This is a genomic window from Planotetraspora kaengkrachanensis (assembly GCF_016862895.1).
Classification (GTDB): domain Bacteria; phylum Actinomycetota; class Actinomycetes; order Streptosporangiales; family Streptosporangiaceae; genus Planotetraspora; species Planotetraspora kaengkrachanensis.
Genome location: NZ_BONV01000010.1, coordinates 38,383 through 56,218, shown reverse-complemented (window position 1 = coordinate 56,218; position 17,836 = coordinate 38,383). Strand labels below are relative to the sequence as shown.

Below are 17,836 nucleotides of genomic sequence, written 5' to 3'. Positions count from 1 at the left end.
ACGGACCTGTGGCCGATCACGAGATTCTGACGATCTGGAAGCCCGCGTCGGCGAGGATCCCGGGCAGGCTCCGCACGGTGTCGCGGTCCTTCTCCCTGGCCTCGGCCGACAATCTGTCCCAGCTGTCGAGGTCGGGGTGCCTCCTGCGCTCGGCATCCCTGATCGGGCCCCACGTCCAGCCGTTCCTGATCAGGTTCTTCAGCCAGCGTTCGTGCTCCATCTGGGAGAGCCGCTCGATCTCGTGGTCCTTGAAGGCGAACTCCAGGTCGGGCTCGACCCGGGGGGCGAGCGCGCAGCCGATGGCGGCGAGTTTGCGGCCGATGTCCTCGGCCTGGCCCCGGTTGGCGGCCTTCAGACGCGGCGGCAGCGCGTCCCAGCCGACCATGGAGGCGTTCGCGGCGGAGGTGTTCCTGGCGGTGTTGACGATCAGGTAGTTCTCGTGGATCGCCCGCGCCAGCGTCTCCACCAGGTCCTCGGTGATGAGCCGGGGATCGCCCGCCGCCTCGTTGATCGCGAAGATGCGCAGGGCCCCGGACAGGCCCTCCAGCAGCCGGACGTCGTCGAAGGCGCTGCCGAACGTGGCCGTCTGCTCGACCCGCACGACGAGGGAGCCGGGTCCGCAGCACCACAACCGCAGCGAGGTGAGCGCCGTCTTGAGCGCCAGGTCCTGGTCGGCGTAGCAGATGAACACCCGCTGCGGCGTCTCGCCCGGCAGCAGATCGGTCAGCGGCAGGTCACTGGGCGCGACGTCGTGGCACGTGAGCGCGCACACCTCGCCGATGAACTCGAACCTGTGGCACAGGGCGGGCGCGGCCTGGCTCGCGTGGGTGTCGATCAGCGTGACCGGCAGGCGGGGCGCGTCGGAGCCCTGGAGCCGGCGCCGTCTGGCGATCTCGGTGAGCAGGCTGCGGCCGAACGCGTCGAGACCGATCACCACGATGGGGCGGTCGTTCACGATGGGGTGCTGCTCGAGCAGGACGCGGGCGGCCAGTTCGTCGAGGTTGAAGAAGTCCAGGCGCAGCCGCGGCGTGCCGGGAAGGCCGAGCCGCCTCGCCCGGAGCGCGGCGCACAGGTCGGGATCGGATATGTGCGCGTACGCGGAGAGCGGATGCCGCTCACCGATCCTGGGCATGCCGTGCGCGGCCAGCGCGATGGCGGTGTTCACGGAGCTGTCGGCCTCGCAGGCGTACAGCACCGACGCCCGGTGCACGCCGGCCGCCCGCAGGGTGGAGGGGCTCCGCGCGTCCCCGTTGACGTAGAGGACCCTCCCGTCGCCCATGGGCGGGGTGGAGGAGGAGCCGATCATCACGATTCTCTCGCTCGTGCGGCGGAGTTTCTCGACCAGGGCGATCGCCACCGCCCCGGATCCGCAGACGACGACGTGGTCGCGGGATTCACGGGCCCGTATCCGCCGCATTTCCGAGGAAAGGAGCAGGCGGGCGCCTTCGACCAGCGTGTAAACGGTGACCCCCGGTGCGGCGAACCGGGCGAATTCCAGCGCGCCGGGAAGAGGGCCGTTGCCCTCGAGAGGGGCGGAGTCGAAGACGAACAGCTGGAGGTCCCAGTAGAGGAGGTCCAGACGGGTGGGGGGCAGGCCGCCGATGTCCGGGGCGTACGCGGCCAGCCCGATGTATCCGGCCGCCAGCGCCGCGAGCCCGAGGAACACAAAGGTGACACGTACCACAAAGGTCGCGGAAAACGTCATTCCCTCTCTTCCTTTGCTGAGTGGCACGTACCAAACGGGCCGTCTTTTGAAAGTAACCCGGTGAAACAGGTTGATCTAGAGCTGTTATCCGTGAATCCCGCTCAATCGCGACAAATGCCGTGCTTCTTGCTTAATGGGCATATATCGTGACGAGTTGTGAATAGGCTCCGCCCGGGGGTGGGGGGTCGCGCCCGCCGGGCATAAGGTGGCCGCTGTGGAAGAGCCGCTGGTGGGACGGATGCGCGAGTTCGGCACGACCGTCTTCGCGACGATGACGAAACTGGCCGTGGACACGGGTGCGATCAACCTCGGCCAGGGCTTCCCCGACACCGACGGGCCCGCCCGCATGCTCGAGCGCGCCGTCGACGCCGTCAGGGGCGGGCTGAACCAGTACCCGCCGGGTCCCGGCGTCCCGGAGCTGCGCCAGGCCGTCTCCGACCACCGCAAGGACTGGTACGGCCTGGCCTACGACCCCGGCGCCGAGGTGCTGGTCACGGTCGGCGCGACGGAGGCGATCGCGGCCGCCGTGCTCGCCGTCTGCGAGCCCGGAGACGAAGTGATCGTCTTCGAGCCCTTCTACGACTCCTACGGCGCGGCCGTGGCGCTCGCGGGCGCGGTGCGCAAGCCCGTGACCCTGCGGGTCGACGCGGGCCGCTTCACCTTCGACCCCGCGGAGCTGGCCGCCGCGGCCGGTCCCCGCACCAGGGCCGTCCTGGTCAACTCGCCGCACAACCCCACGGGGACCGTCTTCACCCGGGCGGAGCTCGAGGAGATCGCCGCGGTCTGCAGGGACCACGACCTGATCGCCGTCACCGACGAGGTCTACGAGCATCTGACCTTCGACGGCGTGGAGCACATCCCGCTCGCGACGCTCCCCGGCATGCGGGAGCGGACGATCATGATCTCCTCGGCGGGCAAGAGCTTCAGCGTGACCGGCTGGAAGACCGGATGGATCTGCGCGCCGCCCTCGCTCACGCGGGCGGTCCAGACGGTCAAGCAGTTCCTGACCTTCACCTCCAGCGCGCCCTGGCAGCTGGCCGTGGCGTACGCGCTGCGCGAGGAGATGGAGTGGGTGGCGGCGCAGCGGGCCGCCCTGCAGGCCAAGCGCGACCGGCTGGCGGCGGGGTTGCGGACGGCCGGGTTCGACGTGCTGCGACCCGCCGGCACCTACTTCGTCCAGACTGACATCCGCCCGCTGGGGTTCGACGACGGCCTTGAGTTCGCCATGCGGCTGCCCGAGTTGGCGGGCGTGGTCGCCATCCCCACCCAGGTCTTCTACGACCGGCCCGAGCGCGGGCGCCAGTTCGTGCGTTTCGCCTTCTGCAAGAGGGACGAGGTCATCGACGAGGCCGTCGCGCGCCTGTCGCGACTTGGTTGAAACACGCCTGTGAAACGCCCGTGAAGTGCTTGCATGGACTTGGCACCCTTTTTAACCGGGCGTTAAGGTTTCAAGGTCATGAATTGGAAGCGCAAGGTCAACTCGAAGCTCGTCGGACTGACCGGATACACGATCAAGCGGCCGGACTCCATTCCTGAGATGTTCATGCGGATGTCGAACGACGCGGTTCGGCCCCCGGCCGATCGCGACGCCGACCGCCTTCTGCGCGACCCGGTGTTCGTGTTGTCCTCGGTGCGGTCCGGGTCGACGTTGCTGCGGGTCATGCTGAACTGCCACTCCCAGATCCACGCGCCGCACGAACTGCATGTGCGCCGCCTGTCGGTCAACCTCCCCACCGAGCCGTTGCGCCAGGCGATGGACGCCCTCGGGCACACGCAGAGCGACATCGAGCACATCCTGTGGGACCGGCTCATGCACAGGGAGCTCACCAGGAGCGGCAAGCGCATCCTCGTGGAGAAGACGCCGAGCAACGTGTTCGCCTGGCGGCGCATCTCGACGTGCTGGCCGGAGGCGCGGTTCATCTTCCTGATCAGGCACCCGATGTCGATCGCCCAGTCCTGGGCGGAGGCCGACCCCGAGCGGCGCTCCCCTGAGGATGCCGTCCGGCACACCCTGAACTACATGACGTACCTGGAGAACGCCAGGAACCGGCTGCCCGGCCTGACCGTGCGGTACGAGAAGCTCACGGAGGAGCCGGAGGTCCACCTGCGGCGGATCTGCGAGTTCCTCGGCGTGCCCTGGGAGCCGGTCATGTTGCAGTACGGCGAACGCCAGGACGGGGAGTTCGTCAAGGGCATCGGCGACTGGCGGGACAAGATCAAGACCGGCACCGTCCAGCGGGGGCGGGCACTGCCGTCCCCCGAGGACGTGCCGGAGGCCCTTCACGACATCTGCCGCAAATGGGACTACATGTAGGCCGTGGTCAGTCGCGGTTGTTGTGCAGGGCCCGCGTGAGCACGTAGGCCAGGTTCACCACACCGATGACGCCGAAGACCAGCATGAGACCGAACGTGCCCGGAACATTGGAGGACACGATCGCCACCAGGGGGATGGACAACGCCAGCGAACCCAGGCCGAGCGTCATCTGCGCCCAGTCGAGCGGCGGGCGCTTGCCCTTCTTCTCGGCCAGCCGTGAGTCGATCACGGTGTTGACCCTGTCGACGAGCGATTCGGCCAGCTCCAGTTCGTACTGAGGGCCGAGCTCGCGGCGGGCGGCGAACGCCGCGCCGACTTCGTTGGGTTCAAGCTTCTCGGGGGGCACGAACCCGATTCTGCCGTCATTTCGCGCCACTGCGGCAGATCCGGGTCAACCCTGCGAAGGCTTGCCGAAGGATGGTCGTCCGATGGGCGACATTCGCCAATGAAGGGCCGTCCCGGGCTGGATAGTTTCGCGATGTGGGCGGACGCATACTGATCGCGCTGGGCGGCAACGCGATGACGGCTCCCGACGGGAGCGCCGCGCCGGATGACCAGCACCGGGCGATCGGGCGGGCGATGACGCACGTCGCGAGCCTCATCAGGGCCGGTCACGAGGTGATGCTCACCCATGGCAACGGCCCCCAGGTCGGCAACATCCTGCTGAAGAACCAGCTCACCGCGCACGTCGTGCCGCCCGTCCCCCTGGACTGGTGCGTCGCGCAGACGCAGGGCACGATCGGCACCCTCATCATGAACGCGCTGGAACACGCGCTGGCGCCCGAGCCGGTCCGGCTGGCCACCGTGGTGACCCGGACGCTGGTCGACCGCGCGGACCCCGCGTTCCTCGACCCGGTGAAGCCCATCGGGCGGTACTTCGAGGAGGCCGAGGCCCGCCGCCTCGAGGGCCACGGCCAGGCCTGGCGCCGGTTCGAGCGCGGCTGGCGCAGGGTCGTGGCCTCGCCGCGGCCGGTCGAGATCCTGGACGCGGCCGTGGCGGTCACCCTCATGGAGGCGGGGTACACCGTGGTCGCCGCCGGAGGCGGGGGAGTGCCCGTCGTCCGCGGCGCCGACGGCGAACTCGCCGGCGTCGAGGCCGTCATCGACAAGGACCTCGCGGCCGCGGAGCTGGCGAGGGCCGTACACGCCACGGATCTGGTCATCGCGACCGACGTGCCGAACGCGGTCGTCGGGTTCGGGACGGCCGCGGCCCGGCCGATCGAGGAGATCACCACGGACGGGCTCAGGGCACTGCAGGCCGGCGGGCACTTCGCCGACGGCAGCATGGGGCCCAAGGTGGAGGCCGCGCTGCGTTTCGCCGAGGAGGGCGGGCAGGCGGTGATCACCTCGTTGGAGCACATCGGCGAGGCGCTATCAGGAAATATCGGGACAAGGGTATTCAGAGGGGCGGAGAGATAGATGCCGGATCCGATCGAGGTACGGAAGGTCGCCATCGAGGGCGTCACCGACGCGTCCGGGCTCGCCAGGCTGATCGACGACGGGATCATCGAGGCCGACCGCGTCCTGGCGGTCATCGGGAAGACCGAGGGCAACGGAGGCGTCAACGACTACACCCGCATCCTCGCCGACCGGGCCTTCCGCGAGGTGCTCGTCGCCAAGGGCACAAGGTCCGAGGACGAGGTCAGGCAGGTGCCCCTCGTCTGGTCGGGCGGCACCGACGGTGTGCTGAGCCCGCACGCCACCGTCTTCGCGAGCCTCGACCCGGCGAAGGCCGTGCCGACCGACGAGCCGCGCGTCAGCGTCGGCGTGGCGATGAGCGAGGTCATCCTGCCCGAGGACATCGGCAGGCCGGCGATGGTGGAGAAGGTGGCCGCCGGAGTGCGGGAGGCCATGAAGATCGCCGGAATCGACGACCCGGCCGACGTCCACTACGTGCAGACCAAGACCCCGCTCCTCACCCTGTCGACGATCACCGACGCGAAGGAGCGCGGGCACACGGTCGTCACCGAGGACACGCTCAAGTCGATGGACATCTCCAACTCCACGACCGCCCTCGGCATCGCCGTGGCGCTGGGGGAGATCGAGATGCCCTCGGCCGAGCAGATCCACAAGGACCTGTCCCTCTACTCGTCGGTCGCCTCGTGCTCCAGCGGCGTCGAGCTCGACGTGGCCCAGATCGTGGTGGTCGGCAATGTCCGGGGCGTCGGCGGCCGCTACCGGGCGGGCCACTCGGTCATGCGGGACGCCCTCGACGCCGACGGCATCTGGGCGGCCATCCGCGACTCCGGCATCGACCTCCCCGAGCGGCCCCACCCCTCCGACCTGGGCGGCCGGCTGGTCAACGTCTTCATGAAGTGCGAGGCCGACCCCTCCGGGCGGGTCCGCGGGCGGCGCAACATCATGCTCGACGACTCCGACGTGCACTGGCACCGGCAGATCAAGGCCACCGTCGGCGGCGTCGCGGCGAGCGTGACCGGCGACCCCGCGGTGTTCGTCTCCGTCGCGGCGGTCCACCAGGGCCCCTCGGGCGGCGGGCCGGTGATCGCGATCGCCGACCTTTCCTGACGCCGGGTAGGCTCCTGAGCCGTGCCCGCCATTCCGCAGCCCCTGCGACCCGACGACGACGGCGGCGCGGACGCGCCGGTCTCCGCGGCCCTGGCCGGCTACCAGGCCGGTACGGCGACCGCCGCCGACGTGCTCGCCGTAATGGGCGAGGCCAGGCTCCTCGTGCCGGTCGTGGCCCTGCTCACCGAGTCCGAGGTGGGCGAGCACGGGCTGCGGCAGGAGAAGGAGAGCGAGATGGCGCTCCCCAAGCTCGTCGGCAAGGACGGCAGGCAGGCCGTCCTCGCCTTCACGGGAGCCGAGCCGATGGCCAGGTGGCGGGCGGACGCCCGGCCGGTCCAGGCGACCGCACCCCAGGTGTGCCAGGCCGCCCGCCACGAGAACGCGTCGGCCGTCGTCGTCGACGTCGCGGGGCCGGTCCCCTTCGTGATCGAGGGCGGCATGCTGCAGGCCCTGGCCACGATCGAGGAGGCCAGGCGCGACCCGTCGGCCGTCGACCGGCTCGTGGAGTCGCTTCCCGGCGCGATGGTGGCGCGGCTGGGGGAGAGTCCACGACGATGGTGGTCCCGGAGGCGGCGCGGATAGGGGCGGTCCATGGTCGTTGAGGTGGCCGTGCCCGTCGCCGTCGCCGCCCTCCTCGGACTGATCGCCGGCGCCTACGTGCGGGCGCTCGCCGCCGGCTTCGTCGAGGAAGAGCCGGAGGACTACCGGAAGGAGAGGCGCGAGGCCTTCGCCCACGCGATCAGGATCGTGCCCCTGCCGCGCCGGCCGTACCTGATCGAAGGGGCGACCGCGCTCGCGGCCGCACTGGTCACCTGGCGGCTCCACGGCGAATGGCTGCTCGTCCCCTTTCTCTACGCGGTGGTCGCCGGCGTGGCGCTCGCCGTGATCGACTGGCGGACCCTCCGGCTGCCCGACGTGATCACGCTGCCGTCCTATCCGATCGTCCTCGTCCTGCTCATCCCCTCGGGGCGGCTGGGCCCGGCCGTGATCTGGGGACTCATCCTCGGCGGGGCGTTCGCCGTCCTGTGGTTCATCCGTCCCACGGGCCTGTACCTCGGGGACGTCAAGCTCGCCGGTGTCATCGGGATGCTGACGGGCGCGCTCGGCTCGCAGGTCGCGATCACCGCGGGGGTGGGCGGCCACTTTCTGGGCGCGATCTACGTGGTGGGCCTCCTGGTCACCCACCGGGCGAATCGCACCACCGAGTTCGCCTTCGGGCCGTTCATGCTCGTCGCGGCACTCGTGGCGGTGCTGACCCGCGGGTGACACATGGAAGACTTGTCAGCATGTTGCGCTGGTTGACGGCAGGGGAGTCACACGGCCCCGAGCTTCTCGCGATCTTGGAGGGCCTCCCCGCGGGGGTGGCGGTGACCACGGCGGAGATCGACGAGGCGCTGCGCCGCCGCCGCCTCGGATACGGCCGCGGCGCGCGGATGAAGTTCGAGCAGGACGTGGTGACGATCTCCGGCGGCGTACGGCACGGCCGCACGCTCGGCTCGCCGGTGGCCATCCGGGTGGGCAACACCGAATGGCCCAAGTGGGAGACCGTGATGGCCGCCGACCCGGTCGACCCCGCGATCCTCGAGGGGCAGGCGCGCAACGCGCCCCGGTCGCGTCCCCGGCCCGGCCACGCCGACCTCGCGGGCATGCAGAAGTACGGCTTCGACGACGCGCGCCCGGTGCTCGACCGGGCCAGCGCCCGCGAGACCGCCGCCCGCGTGGCGCTCGGCCAGGTCGCCAGGAGCTTCCTCAAGCAGGCCCTCGGCGTCGACATCGTCAGCCACGTCGTGTCGATCGGTGAGGCGACGGCCCCCCGGGACGTCGTCCCCGGTCCCGGCGACATGGCGGCGGTCGACGCCGACCCCGTGCGCTGCGTCGACCCCGAGGCGAGCGCGGCGATGGTGGCCGAGATCGACAAGGCGCACAAGGACGGCGACACGCTGGGCGGCGTCGTCGAGGTCCTCGCCTACGGACTGCCGCCGGGTCTCGGCAGCTACACCCACTGGGACCGGAGGCTCGACTCCCGGCTCGCAGGCGCGCTGATGGGCATCCAGGCGATCAAGGGCGTCGCGGTCGGCGACGGCTTCGAGACCGCGCGCCGGCCGGGCTCGCGGGCCCACGACGAGATCGAGAACACCGCCGGAGGGGTCCGGCGGATCACGAACCGGGCCGGCGGCGTCGAGGGCGGCATGACCAACGGCGAGCCGCTGCGGGTCAGCGCCGCCATGAAGCCGATCTCCACCGTCCCCCGGGCGCTCGCGACCGTCGACGTGCTGACGGGTGAGGCGGCCACGGCCCACCACGAGCGCTCCGACGTGTGCGCCGTGCCCGCCGCCGCGATCGTCGCCGAGGCGATGGTCGCGCTCGTGCTCGCCGACGCCGCCGTCGAGAAGTTCGGCGGCGACTCGGTCGAGGAGGTCGCCCGCAACGTGGCGGGTTACCTCTCCTCTCTGGTGATCAAGTAATAAGGTCTGTGATCATGAGTTCGGCGTCTCAACAGCCTGTAGCGGTTCTCATCGGACCGCCGGGTTCCGGCAAGTCGACCGTCGGCCGGCTCCTCGCCGACCGCCTCGGGCTGTCCTTCCGCGACACCGACACCGACGTCGAGGCCGTCGCGGGCAAGCCGATCAGCGATGTCTTCGTCGAGGACGGCGAGGCCGCGTTCCGCGAGATGGAGGCGGTGGCCGTACGAGCCGCGCTGGAGGGCCACGACGGCGTGTTGTCGGTCGGCGGCGGCGCGGTCCTGCACGGCCCGACCCAGGAACTGCTGGCCGGCCACCGCGTCGTCTACCTGCGGGTCGGGCTCGACCAGGCGGTCAAGCGGGTCGGTCTCGGCTCCGCCAGGCCTCTGCTGGTGCTCAACCCGCGCAGCCAGCTCAGGAAGCTGATGGAGGAGCGCCGCCCGGTCTACGAGCGGCTGGCCGTCACCACGGTGGAGACCGACGACCGGGAGCCCGCGGACATCGTCACCGAGATCGCGGCCACGCTGTGACCGCCACGCGCATCACCGTGCGGGGGGACAAACCCTACGACGTCGTCGTCGGCACCGGCGTCCTGGGCGAGCTGCCCGGACTGCTCGCCGCGGGCGTCCAGACGGTGGCGGTGGTCCACCCGGCGAGCCTTCCCGAGATCGCGCGGCCGGTCTGCGGGGTGCTGGAGGCGGCCGGGCTCGAGGTGCTCTCCCTGCCGGTCCCCGACGGCGAGGCGGCCAAGACCGTCGAGGTCGCGGCCGAGCTCTGGTCGGCATTCGGGCGTTACGGCGTGACGCGCTCCGACGCGGTCGTCGGCGTCGGCGGGGGAGCGACCACCGACCTGGCCGGTTTCGCGGCCGCGACCTGGCTGCGTGGAGTGCAGGTGGTGCAGGTCCCGACCACGTTGCTGGGCATGGTCGACGCGGCCGTCGGCGGCAAGACCGGCATCAACACGCCCGAGGGCAAGAACCTCGTCGGCTCCTTCCACCCTCCCGCGGGTGTCCTGTGCGATCTGGCGACGCTGGTGAGCGTGCCCCGCGAGGACTACGTCGCCGGGCTCGCCGAGGTGATCAAGGGTGGCTTCATCGCCGACCCGACGATCCTCATGCTCATCGAGGACGACCCGGCCGGCGCCTGCACTCCGGAGGGCGGCCACACCCGCCAGCTGATCGAGCGGAAGATCCAGGTCAAGGCCGACGTCGTCGGCGCCGACCTGCGTGAGAGCGGTGTGCGGGAGATCCTCAACTACGGCCACACCCTCGCCCACGCGATCGAGCGGGTCGAGCACTTCCACATCAGGCATGGAGAGGCCGTGGCGATCGGCCTCGTCTACGCGGCCGAACTGTCCCGCCTCGACGGCCGGATCGGCAGGGACATCGTGGAGCGCACGCGGTCCATCCTCACCTCGGTCGGGCTGCCCACGGCCTACCGCAAGGAGGCGTGGCCCGAGCTCCGCGACCACATGCGGGTCGACAAGAAGAGCCGCGGGGCGACGTTGCGCTTCGTCGTGCTCGACGGGATCGCCAAGGTGTCCCGCCTGGAGAACCCGTCGGAGGAACTGCTGGAAGCGGCCTACCGGGAGGTCGGCCGATGAGGCCAGTGCTCGTGCTGAACGGTCCCAACCTCGGGCGTCTCGGCAGCCGGGAGCCCGACGTCTACGGCGCGCAGACCTTCGACGACCTGTCGGCCCTGTGCCGGGAGACGGGCCGGGAGCTCGGCCTGTCGGTTGAGGTCAGGCAGACCGACGACGAGGCGGAACTGGTCGGCTGGATCCACGAGGCCGCCGACTCCCGCACGCCCGTCGTCCTCAACCCGGCGGCGTTCACGCACTACTCCTACGCGCTGCGCGACGCGATCGCCCAGCGGACGGCACCCCTGGTCGAGGTGCACCTGTCCAACCCCAGCGCCCGGGAGGAGTTCCGCCACACGTCGGTCGTGGCGGCCGTCGCGACGGGGACGATCGCCGGGTTCGGCATGCGGTCATATGAACTCGCACTGCGCGCGATCGCCGATACTGGTGAGTAACGACTGATACAGCAGAGCAAGGCGGGTTCGATGAGCTACGGGTCATATGTCGCAATAGGAGATAGTTTCACGGAAGGCCTGAACGACCCGCTGCTCGCCGGTCCACCCGTCGGCCCTGACGGGGTGACCCGATACCGCGGATGGGCCGACCGGGTCGCCGAGCGGCTGGCCGAGCGGGAACCCGAGTTCACGTATGCCAACCTGGCGATCCGCGGCAAGCTCATCGACCAGATCGTCGAATCGCAGGTGCCGCAGGCGGTCGAGATGCGGCCGGATCTGATCAGCTTCTGCGCGGGCGGCAACGACCTTCTCCGGCCCGGAGCCGACCCCGACCGCATGGCCAAGAAGTTCGCGACGGCCGTGCGGACCCTGCGCGGGACCGGTGCGGAGGTCGTGCTGTTCACCGGCATGGACCCCCGGGACACGCCGATCATGCGCGTGGCGCGCGGGAAGTTCGCCATCTTCTTCATGCACGTGCGCGGGATCGCCGACCTGTACGGCTGCCGCCTGGTGGACATCTGGTCCCTGCAGTCGCTGCGCGACTGGCGGGCGTGGAGCGACGACCGGCTGCACCTGAACGCGGAAGGCCACCGCATCGTCGCCGGGAAGGTGCTCGATGTGCTCGGCGTCCCGTCGGACGACTGGCGGAAGACCTGGCCGGCCCGGGAACACGTGGACGCGAGGATCAAGCGCCGCGAGGACGTCCAATGGGTGCGTGAGCACCTGGCCCCGTGGCTCGGCCGGCGCGTGCGGCGCACGTCCTCCGGCGACGGCCTCGACGCCAAGCGCCCGGGCCTGACCCCTCTCGGCTGAACGGCGCTCGCTGAAAACGCTCTCACGCGACGTAGGCTGGTCCGGTGGAGCTCACGGACATTCGTGTATATCCGCTGAAGTCCGCGGCCGGCCTCGCGCGTGAGAGCGCTCTTGTGCATCCGTGGGGACTCGAGGGCGACCGCCGCTGGGCGGTGGTCGGCGAGGACGGCGAGAACCTGTGGCTGGGTGAGTTCCCCCGCATGGTCTCGGTGCGCACCCGCGAGCTCGGCGACGGCGGTCTCGCGATCTCCGCGGCGGGTCTCCCCGACCTGACGGTGCCCCCGGCGACCGGTCCCGCCGTGCCCGTCGGGTTCTCCGGCCTCGACCGGGCCGTCGCCGCCGACGACGCCGCGCACGCGTGGTTCACCCGGCTGCTGGGATGCCCGGCCAGGCTCGTGTGGCTGGACGACCCCCGCCGCCGCCCGGTCTCCGATCGGCACGGCGGGCTGCCCGGAGACGTCGTCAGCTTCGCCTGGGACGCTCCGCTGCTGCTCACCTCGGCCGCTTCGCTGCGCCGGCTCGACGACTGGATCGCCGAAGAGGCGATGGAACGGCTGGAGGAGGTGCCCGCTCCGCTGTCGGTCGCCAGATTCCGGCCCAACGTGGTCGTCGACGGGGCCGAGCCGTACGCGGAGGACGGCTGGTCGGAGGTCCGCATCGGCGAGGTCGGCTTCCGCGTCTCAGAGCTGTGCGACCGGTGCGCGGTCACGACGATCGACCCGGACACGCATGCCAGGGGCAAGGAGCCGCTGCGGACGCTGGCCAGGCACCGCCGATGGGACGGCAGGACGTGGTTCGGCGTCCGCCTGGTGCCGAGCAACCCCGGCACCATCCAGCTGGGGGACCCTGTCACGCCCCTGTGACGACGTCCCCGTGACGTTGTTCGATCGCGGTTCAGGACAGATTCGCCCAGCGTACAGGGGCAATGGGAGGCGACGGTTTCCTGCTCGCTCCTACGTTGGGGCCCACTCGTGCCGGCCGGCCGGCCTCTCGAGGCACGGGTGAGGAGAGGACCGATGATGGTGAACCGACGGCGGATGGTGGCGTTCGCCGTGGCGCTGTTCGCGTCCGCGACGCTCACGCTGGGGGCGGCATCCGCGTCCACGACGACCGCCGACCACGGTGCCGCCGGGCACCAACGACTGCGTGTGATGACGCTCAACATCTTCTACGGGGGCGACGACCTCGATCTGAAGACCGGCGATTTCTGCGCGGAGGCCAACGGGTGCCCGCAGACCCTGGTGCAGATCGAACGCGCCATCACGCAGGCGCGTGCCGACATCGTCGGCGTGCAGGAGCCGGAGCGCGACGTGGAGAGGATCGCGTCGGCGCTCGGCTGGTACGGGAGCGACCGGGCCCACGTCATGTCCCGCTTCCCGATCATCGACCCGCCTGGCGGCGACGGCCTGTACGTGTACGTCGAGGTGGCTCCGGGCCGGGTCGTGGCCGTCGCCAACACCCACCTGCCGTCCGACCCCTACGGCCCGTACCTGGTGCGGGACGGCGGCACCGCGAAGCAGGTGCTCGATCTCGAGCGCGAGACCCGGCTGCCCGCCGTGCAGGACCTGGTCAAGGTGCTCCCCACGCTGGCCCGCAAGGGCATCCCGGTCATGCTGACCGGAGACTTCAACAGCCCCTCCCACCTGGACTGGACGCCCGCGGTCGCGGCCGAGCGCGCGGACGTCCCCTACCCGGTGAAGTGGCCGGCCAGCAGCGCGCTGGCGGACGCGGGACTGCGGGACACCTATCGTGAGGCGCACCCCGACCCCGTCGCCGTCCCCGGCTTCACCTGGACGCCGGGCAGCCCCGAGGCCGACCCGCACGAGGTGTTCGACCGGATCGACTGGGTGCTGACCGCCGGTCCGACCCGCACGATCGACAGCTCGGTCGTCGGTGAGAAGGGCGGGCCCGACGTGGGAGTGGGCGTTTCGCCCTGGCCGACCGACCACCGGGGCGTCGTGTCCACGATGGACGTCGTGCCGGCGGTGCCTCAGGTCCTGGTGTCACCGGCCACCCGCCGCGTCACCATCGGCAAGGACCTCCCCGTCACCTACCACGCCCCCGGACGGCAGGGCGAGCGGGTGGAACTGCGGGACGCGAAGGGCCGCGTCGCCGCCTCGCGCGCGACGAAGCCCGGGAGGACCGACGGCTCGGTCTCGCTGCCGACCAGGGGCCTGCGCCGTGGGGCCTACGACGTGGCCCTCGTCTCCGGAGGCAGGACGGTCTCGGAGGCGCAGGTCTGGCTCTACCCCGCGGGCGAGCCGACCACGGTGTCGGTCGGCAAGAGCCGTTACAAGCAGGGTGAGCCGATCACGGTCGACTGGTCGAACGCGCCCGGCATGGGCCTGGACTGGGTCTCGGTCTATGCCTGCCCGGGCGGCGAATGCGCCGACACCTCCGAATATCTCGTGTACACCTACACCGACTCGCGGATCGAGGGTCAGGCGAAGATCGGGCCGAAGGCGATCGGGGCCGACTCCTCGTGGCCGCTGGCCCCGGGCAAGTACGTGGTCAGGCTCCTGCCCGACGACGGACTGGTCTCGGTGGCGCAGTCGGCCGTGTTCACGGTTACCAAGCAGTAGCGACCCTAGCGGCCGGCCCCGGTCAGGCGTCCGCCGTGAGGCGCCGCAGCGCCTCGCGGACCTTGCCGGGGTCGGTCGTGCGCCAGAACGGCGGCAGCGAGTTCAGCAGGAATCCGCCGTAGCGAGCCGTGACCAGCCGGGGGTCGAGCACCGCGACGACGCCCCTGTCGTCCATCGAGCGCAGCAGCCTGCCGGCGCCCTGCGCCAGCAACAGCGCCGCATGCGTGGCCGCGACCGACATGAAGCCGTTTCCGCCGGTGGCGGCGACGTGCCGCTGCCGGGCCGAGGCCAGCGGGTCGTCCGGCCGGGGGAACGGGATGCGGTCGATGACGACCAGGGTGAGCGACTCGCCGGGCACGTCCACCCCCTGCCACAGCGACAGGGTGCCGAACAGGCACGTCGCGGGGTCGGCGGAGAACTGCTTGACCAGCTGGGACGTCGAGTCGTCGCCCTGGCAGAGCAACGGGACGTCGAGCCGCTCGCGCAGCGCCTCGGTGGCGGCCTTGGCCGCCCTCATCGAGGAGAACAGGCCGAGCGTCCGGCCGCCCGCCGCCTCGATCAGCTCGGTGATCTCCGTGAGGTACGCCTCGGGCAGGCCGTCGCGGCCGGGCTGCGGCAGGTGCTTGGCCACGTAGAGGATGCCACTGCGCGGATGGTCGAACGGCGACCCGACGTCGATGCCCGTCCAGTCGCCGGTGAGGCCCCACTGACGGGCCATGCCGTCGAAGGAGCCGCCGAGCGCGAGGGTGGCGCTGGTGAGGACGACCGTGCGGTCGCCGAACAGCTTGTCGCGCAACATCCCGCCCACCGACAGCGGCGCCACGCGCAGCGTCGGAGGGATCCGGCCGCGTCCCTCGTCGAGCCAGACGACCTCCGCCCGGTCTGCCTCGGAGTCGGCGCCGAACGCGTCCAGCATCCGCTGGGCGGTGTCGTGGACCTCGTCGAGCGCGGTGAACGTCGCCTTGCGCAGGCCGGCGTTCTCCGGGTCGTCCTTGTCCTTGTTGCGCGGGCCAAGGGCCGTGATGCAGGCGAAGGCGGCGTCGCGCACCAGGGCGAGGGTGAGCGCCAGCGACTGCGGCAGGTCGTCGACCCTGCCGGGCGGAGCTGCGGCGAGCAGGGCGGCGAGGTCCTCTCCCGCCTCCTGGAGCCGGTCGGCCAGCCCCTGCTCGATCAGCCGTCCCACGCGGCGGACGGCGACGCCCACCGTGCCCTCCGACAGCTCGTCGGTGACCACCGACGTGACCCTGTCGACGAGTTCGTGCGCCTCGTCGACGACGACGACGTCGTGTTCCGGCAGGACGGGGAAGTCCTCCATGGCGTCGATGGCCAGCAGCGCGTGGTTGGTGACCACCACGTCGGCCTGGCCGGCCCGCTCCCTGGCGAGCTCGGCGAAGCACTCCATGCCGCTCGGGCAGCGCTGCGCGCCGAGGCACTCCTTGGCGTGCACGGAGAACTGCCGCCACGCCTGGTCGTTGACGCCGGGGACGAGCTCGTCGCGGTCGCCCGTCTCGGTCTCCGAGGCCCACTCCTGGATCCGCTGGACCATCCGTCCTGTCGCGCTCACCTCGCGCGGATCGAAGAGCTGGTCGTCCTCGTCGTCGGGCATGCCCGCGGCCATCTTGTGGCGGCACAGGTAGTTGCGGCGGCCCTTCAGGATCGCGAACTCCGGCCGGTGCGGGAGCAGGCCCTCGAGCGCGTCGGCGAGCCTCGGCAGGTCGCGGTCGACGAGCTGGCGCTGGAGGGCGATCGTGGCGGTGGAGACGACCACGGCGCCGTCGCTGTCCGCGGCGTGCCTGATCGCGGGGATCAGGTAGGCGAGCGACTTGCCGGTGCCCGTGCCCGCCTGGACCGCGAGGTGCTCCTTGGCCTCGACCGCGTCCCGCACCGCCCGGGCCATCGTGACCTGCCCGGGGCGCTCGGAGCCGCCCAGCTCCTTCACCGCGGTGGTGAGCAGTTCTTCGACGGGCGGGAGGTCGCGGTTGTCCTTGGGCACGGGAGAACGCTACCTGCTGCCGCCGACATCCGAGGCGTGAGCGGACGGGTGCATCCTGGCGTTCCAGGAGCCGGAAATCGTCTCTCGTGGCACACTGGACGTCACACTCTCGAGGTCAACGTCGATCTACCGAGTAGGGGACAAAAAGGACAGAGAAGACGTTGGGTAGGGTTTCCCGAGGTTGAGTGGACGGATAAGGGCGGTAAAGGCACTATGTCTGTCATGTCGGAAGTTGTCCCGTTGCCATCATTCGGTGAGGTGTTCTTCGATGCCCGGGGCCAGGACCGGGTCCTCCGGGTGACCTGGCACGAGGGAACACTGGTCCTGAGCCTTTGGCGCGGCGAGATGTGCACCGGAAGTTTCCGGATGCCCCTGGATGACGTGGGTCGCCTCATCGACGGTCTCGACGAGATATACGCCGAGGCCGGCGGCCAGTACGCCGACGACGGCGCGGACCCCGGCACCGGCCCGATGCCCCGCCAGGACGCGGTCCACCCCGGACACCCCCGACAGCCCGGACAGCCCGGACAGCCCGAATACGCCGGGCGCCCTTCCGACTATCCCGCTCCTCAGGCCGAGTACCCGGACTACCCCGGCACCGGTCAGTATTCGCGGCCCGCGCCCGACCAGTACGGCGGGCCCGCGCCTGACCAGTACACAGCGTCCGCGCCCGACCAGTACGGGGCGCCCACGCCTGACCAGTACGCAGCGCCCGCGCCCGACCAGTACGGCGGGCCGAGCGGCCCGCAGCCTCCCATGGGCGCGAACGACGTCCTCGTGGCCCGCGGCGCTCCGCCGCCCAGTCAGCCCCCGCGCGAGGTGCCCCGCGAGCGGCCGTTCGCCCCCGGCGCCTACGAGGAACCCGCCCGCCAGTACGGCGCGCCGCCCGCCGGCCGTCAGGGGCAGCCCGGTCATCCCGGCCAACCCGCCGGGGGGCACCCCGGCCAGCCCGGGCACCCCGGACATCCCGGCCAGCCTGTGCATCCCGGTCAGCCCGGACGTTCCGGCCCGCCCGCCGGAGCCCGCCCGGCCCCGCCCGCAGCGGGACACCCCGGTCAGCCGGGCCGCGGACGGCCCGTTCACCCGGGTCAGCCCCCCGCCGCCGCGCATCCCGGTCAGGGCGGCTACCAGTACGACACCGGACCCCAGGACCAGGTGTACCAGCAGCAGGGGAGGGTCGATCCGAGCGATCCGCTCGGTCTCGGCCAGGGCCAGGGTCAGGGCCGGCCGTACCCGCAGGACTATCAACAGGACTACCAGCAGGAGTACCGGCAGGAACATCCGCAGGAGCCCATGTACGCCACGGGTGAGCGCCTGCGGCCGGATCAGCGGCCGGACGACCCGCGGGACGACCAGCGCGTCTGGTGACTGATGCGATGGGTGGGTTATCCGGAGTCGCCGGGATAA

17 protein-coding genes are annotated in these 17,836 nt (G+C 71.1%); 14 read left to right on the top strand and 3 right to left on the bottom strand.

Going from position 1 to position 17,836, the window contains the following annotated elements:
- Nucleotides 1–16 precede the first annotated feature (16 nt).
- Nucleotides 17–1,705 (bottom strand): RyR domain-containing protein, encoded by a 1,689-nt coding sequence (locus tag Pka01_RS13840; RefSeq protein WP_203883130.1) that lies wholly within the window; start codon nucleotides 1,703–1,705, stop codon nucleotides 17–19.
- Nucleotides 1,706–1,919: 214 nt separating this feature from the next.
- Between Pka01_RS13840 and Pka01_RS13835 the strand changes: the two genes are divergently transcribed.
- Both Pka01_RS13835 and Pka01_RS13830 read left to right on the top strand, forming a co-directional pair.
- A complete protein-coding gene (locus Pka01_RS13835) occupies nucleotides 1,920–3,083 on the top strand; it encodes a pyridoxal phosphate-dependent aminotransferase (protein ID WP_203883129.1) in 1,164 nt (387 codons plus the stop codon).
- Between the two features lie 78 nt (nucleotides 3,084–3,161).
- Nucleotides 3,162–4,019 (top strand): sulfotransferase family protein, encoded by an 858-nt coding sequence (locus tag Pka01_RS13830; RefSeq protein ID WP_203883128.1) that lies wholly within the window; start codon nucleotides 3,162–3,164, stop codon nucleotides 4,017–4,019.
- Between the two features lie 7 nt (nucleotides 4,020–4,026).
- On the opposite strand, the gene Pka01_RS13825 is transcribed toward Pka01_RS13830, so the two are convergent.
- Nucleotides 4,027–4,365 (bottom strand): hypothetical protein, encoded by a 339-nt coding sequence (locus Pka01_RS13825; RefSeq protein ID WP_203883127.1) that lies wholly within the window; start codon nucleotides 4,363–4,365, stop codon nucleotides 4,027–4,029.
- 134 nt (nucleotides 4,366–4,499) lie between these two features.
- Between Pka01_RS13825 and Pka01_RS13820 the strand changes: the two genes are divergently transcribed.
- The 11 genes from Pka01_RS13820 (at nucleotide 4,500) to Pka01_RS13770 (ending at nucleotide 14,436) form a co-directional block, all read left to right on the top strand.
- The gene (locus tag Pka01_RS13820) at nucleotides 4,500–5,438 is read left to right on the top strand and encodes a carbamate kinase (RefSeq protein WP_239114954.1); all 939 of its coding nucleotides are present in this window, start codon (nucleotides 4,500–4,502) and stop codon (nucleotides 5,436–5,438) included.
- On the top strand, nucleotides 5,439–6,545 hold the full coding sequence (gene bar / locus Pka01_RS13815) for a barbiturase (RefSeq protein WP_203883126.1): 1,107 nt from the start codon (nucleotides 5,439–5,441) through the stop codon (nucleotides 6,543–6,545). It begins immediately after the preceding gene.
- A gap of 21 nt (nucleotides 6,546–6,566) precedes the next feature.
- Complete coding sequence (locus Pka01_RS13810; RefSeq protein WP_203883125.1) at nucleotides 6,567–7,127, top strand: SseB family protein; 561 nt, start codon at nucleotides 6,567–6,569, stop codon at nucleotides 7,125–7,127.
- Between the two features lie 9 nt (nucleotides 7,128–7,136).
- Complete coding sequence (locus tag Pka01_RS13805; RefSeq protein WP_203883124.1) at nucleotides 7,137–7,811, top strand: prepilin peptidase; 675 nt, start codon at nucleotides 7,137–7,139, stop codon at nucleotides 7,809–7,811.
- Nucleotides 7,812–7,831: 20 nt separating this feature from the next.
- The gene (aroC, locus tag Pka01_RS13800; protein WP_203883123.1) at nucleotides 7,832–9,010 is read left to right on the top strand and encodes a chorismate synthase; all 1,179 of its coding nucleotides are present in this window, start codon (nucleotides 7,832–7,834) and stop codon (nucleotides 9,008–9,010) included.
- Between the two features lie 14 nt (nucleotides 9,011–9,024).
- The gene (locus Pka01_RS13795) at nucleotides 9,025–9,537 is read left to right on the top strand and encodes a shikimate kinase (RefSeq protein ID WP_203883122.1); all 513 of its coding nucleotides are present in this window, start codon (nucleotides 9,025–9,027) and stop codon (nucleotides 9,535–9,537) included.
- Complete coding sequence (gene aroB / locus Pka01_RS13790; RefSeq protein ID WP_203883121.1) at nucleotides 9,534–10,610, top strand: 3-dehydroquinate synthase; 1,077 nt, start codon at nucleotides 9,534–9,536, stop codon at nucleotides 10,608–10,610. Before Pka01_RS13795 ends, aroB begins: the two co-directional genes overlap by 4 nt.
- Nucleotides 10,607–11,041 (top strand): type II 3-dehydroquinate dehydratase, encoded by a 435-nt coding sequence (aroQ, locus tag Pka01_RS13785; RefSeq protein WP_203883120.1) that lies wholly within the window; start codon nucleotides 10,607–10,609, stop codon nucleotides 11,039–11,041. The genes aroB and aroQ overlap by 4 nt, the downstream gene beginning before the upstream one ends.
- A 30-nt stretch (nucleotides 11,042–11,071) precedes the next feature.
- A complete protein-coding gene (locus Pka01_RS13780) occupies nucleotides 11,072–11,854 on the top strand; it encodes an SGNH/GDSL hydrolase family protein (RefSeq protein ID WP_203883119.1) in 783 nt (260 codons plus the stop codon).
- 44 nt (nucleotides 11,855–11,898) lie between these two features.
- Nucleotides 11,899–12,717, top strand: a complete 819-nt coding sequence (locus Pka01_RS13775) for an MOSC domain-containing protein (protein ID WP_203883118.1) — start codon at nucleotides 11,899–11,901, stop codon at nucleotides 12,715–12,717.
- A gap of 153 nt (nucleotides 12,718–12,870) precedes the next feature.
- The gene (locus tag Pka01_RS13770) at nucleotides 12,871–14,436 is read left to right on the top strand and encodes an endonuclease/exonuclease/phosphatase family protein (protein ID WP_203883117.1); all 1,566 of its coding nucleotides are present in this window, start codon (nucleotides 12,871–12,873) and stop codon (nucleotides 14,434–14,436) included.
- Between the two features lie 22 nt (nucleotides 14,437–14,458).
- Here Pka01_RS13770 and Pka01_RS13765 read toward each other — a convergent pair whose 3' ends face one another.
- A complete protein-coding gene (locus Pka01_RS13765; protein WP_203883116.1) occupies nucleotides 14,459–16,429 on the bottom strand; it encodes an ATP-dependent DNA helicase in 1,971 nt (656 codons plus the stop codon).
- A 222-nt stretch (nucleotides 16,430–16,651) separates the two neighbouring features.
- Between Pka01_RS13765 and Pka01_RS13760 the strand changes: the two genes are divergently transcribed.
- Nucleotides 16,652–17,797, top strand: a complete 1,146-nt coding sequence (locus Pka01_RS13760) for a hypothetical protein (RefSeq protein WP_203883115.1) — start codon at nucleotides 16,652–16,654, stop codon at nucleotides 17,795–17,797.
- Nucleotides 17,798–17,836 lie beyond the last annotated feature (39 nt).

Excerpts from the sequence above, each read along its gene's own strand:
- Pka01_RS13840 (WP_203883130.1), bottom strand. The coding sequence starts at position 1,705 with ATGACGTTTTCCGCGACCTTTGTGGTACGTGTCACCTTTGTGTTCCTC.
- Pka01_RS13770 (WP_203883117.1), top strand. The coding sequence starts at position 12,871 with ATGATGGTGAACCGACGGCGGATGGTGGCGTTCGCCGTGGCGCTGTTC.
- Pka01_RS13805 (WP_203883124.1), top strand. The coding sequence starts at position 7,137 with ATGGTCGTTGAGGTGGCCGTGCCCGTCGCCGTCGCCGCCCTCCTCGGA.
- Pka01_RS13830 (WP_203883128.1), top strand. The coding sequence starts at position 3,162 with ATGAATTGGAAGCGCAAGGTCAACTCGAAGCTCGTCGGACTGACCGGA.
- aroQ (WP_203883120.1), top strand. The coding sequence starts at position 10,607 with ATGAGGCCAGTGCTCGTGCTGAACGGTCCCAACCTCGGGCGTCTCGGC.
- Pka01_RS13760 (WP_203883115.1), top strand. The coding sequence starts at position 16,652 with ATGTCGGAAGTTGTCCCGTTGCCATCATTCGGTGAGGTGTTCTTCGAT.
- Pka01_RS13795 (WP_203883122.1), top strand. The coding sequence starts at position 9,025 with ATGAGTTCGGCGTCTCAACAGCCTGTAGCGGTTCTCATCGGACCGCCG.
- Pka01_RS13780 (WP_203883119.1), top strand. The coding sequence starts at position 11,072 with ATGAGCTACGGGTCATATGTCGCAATAGGAGATAGTTTCACGGAAGGC.
- aroC (WP_203883123.1), top strand. The coding sequence starts at position 7,832 with ATGTTGCGCTGGTTGACGGCAGGGGAGTCACACGGCCCCGAGCTTCTC.
- bar (WP_203883126.1), top strand. The coding sequence starts at position 5,439 with ATGCCGGATCCGATCGAGGTACGGAAGGTCGCCATCGAGGGCGTCACC.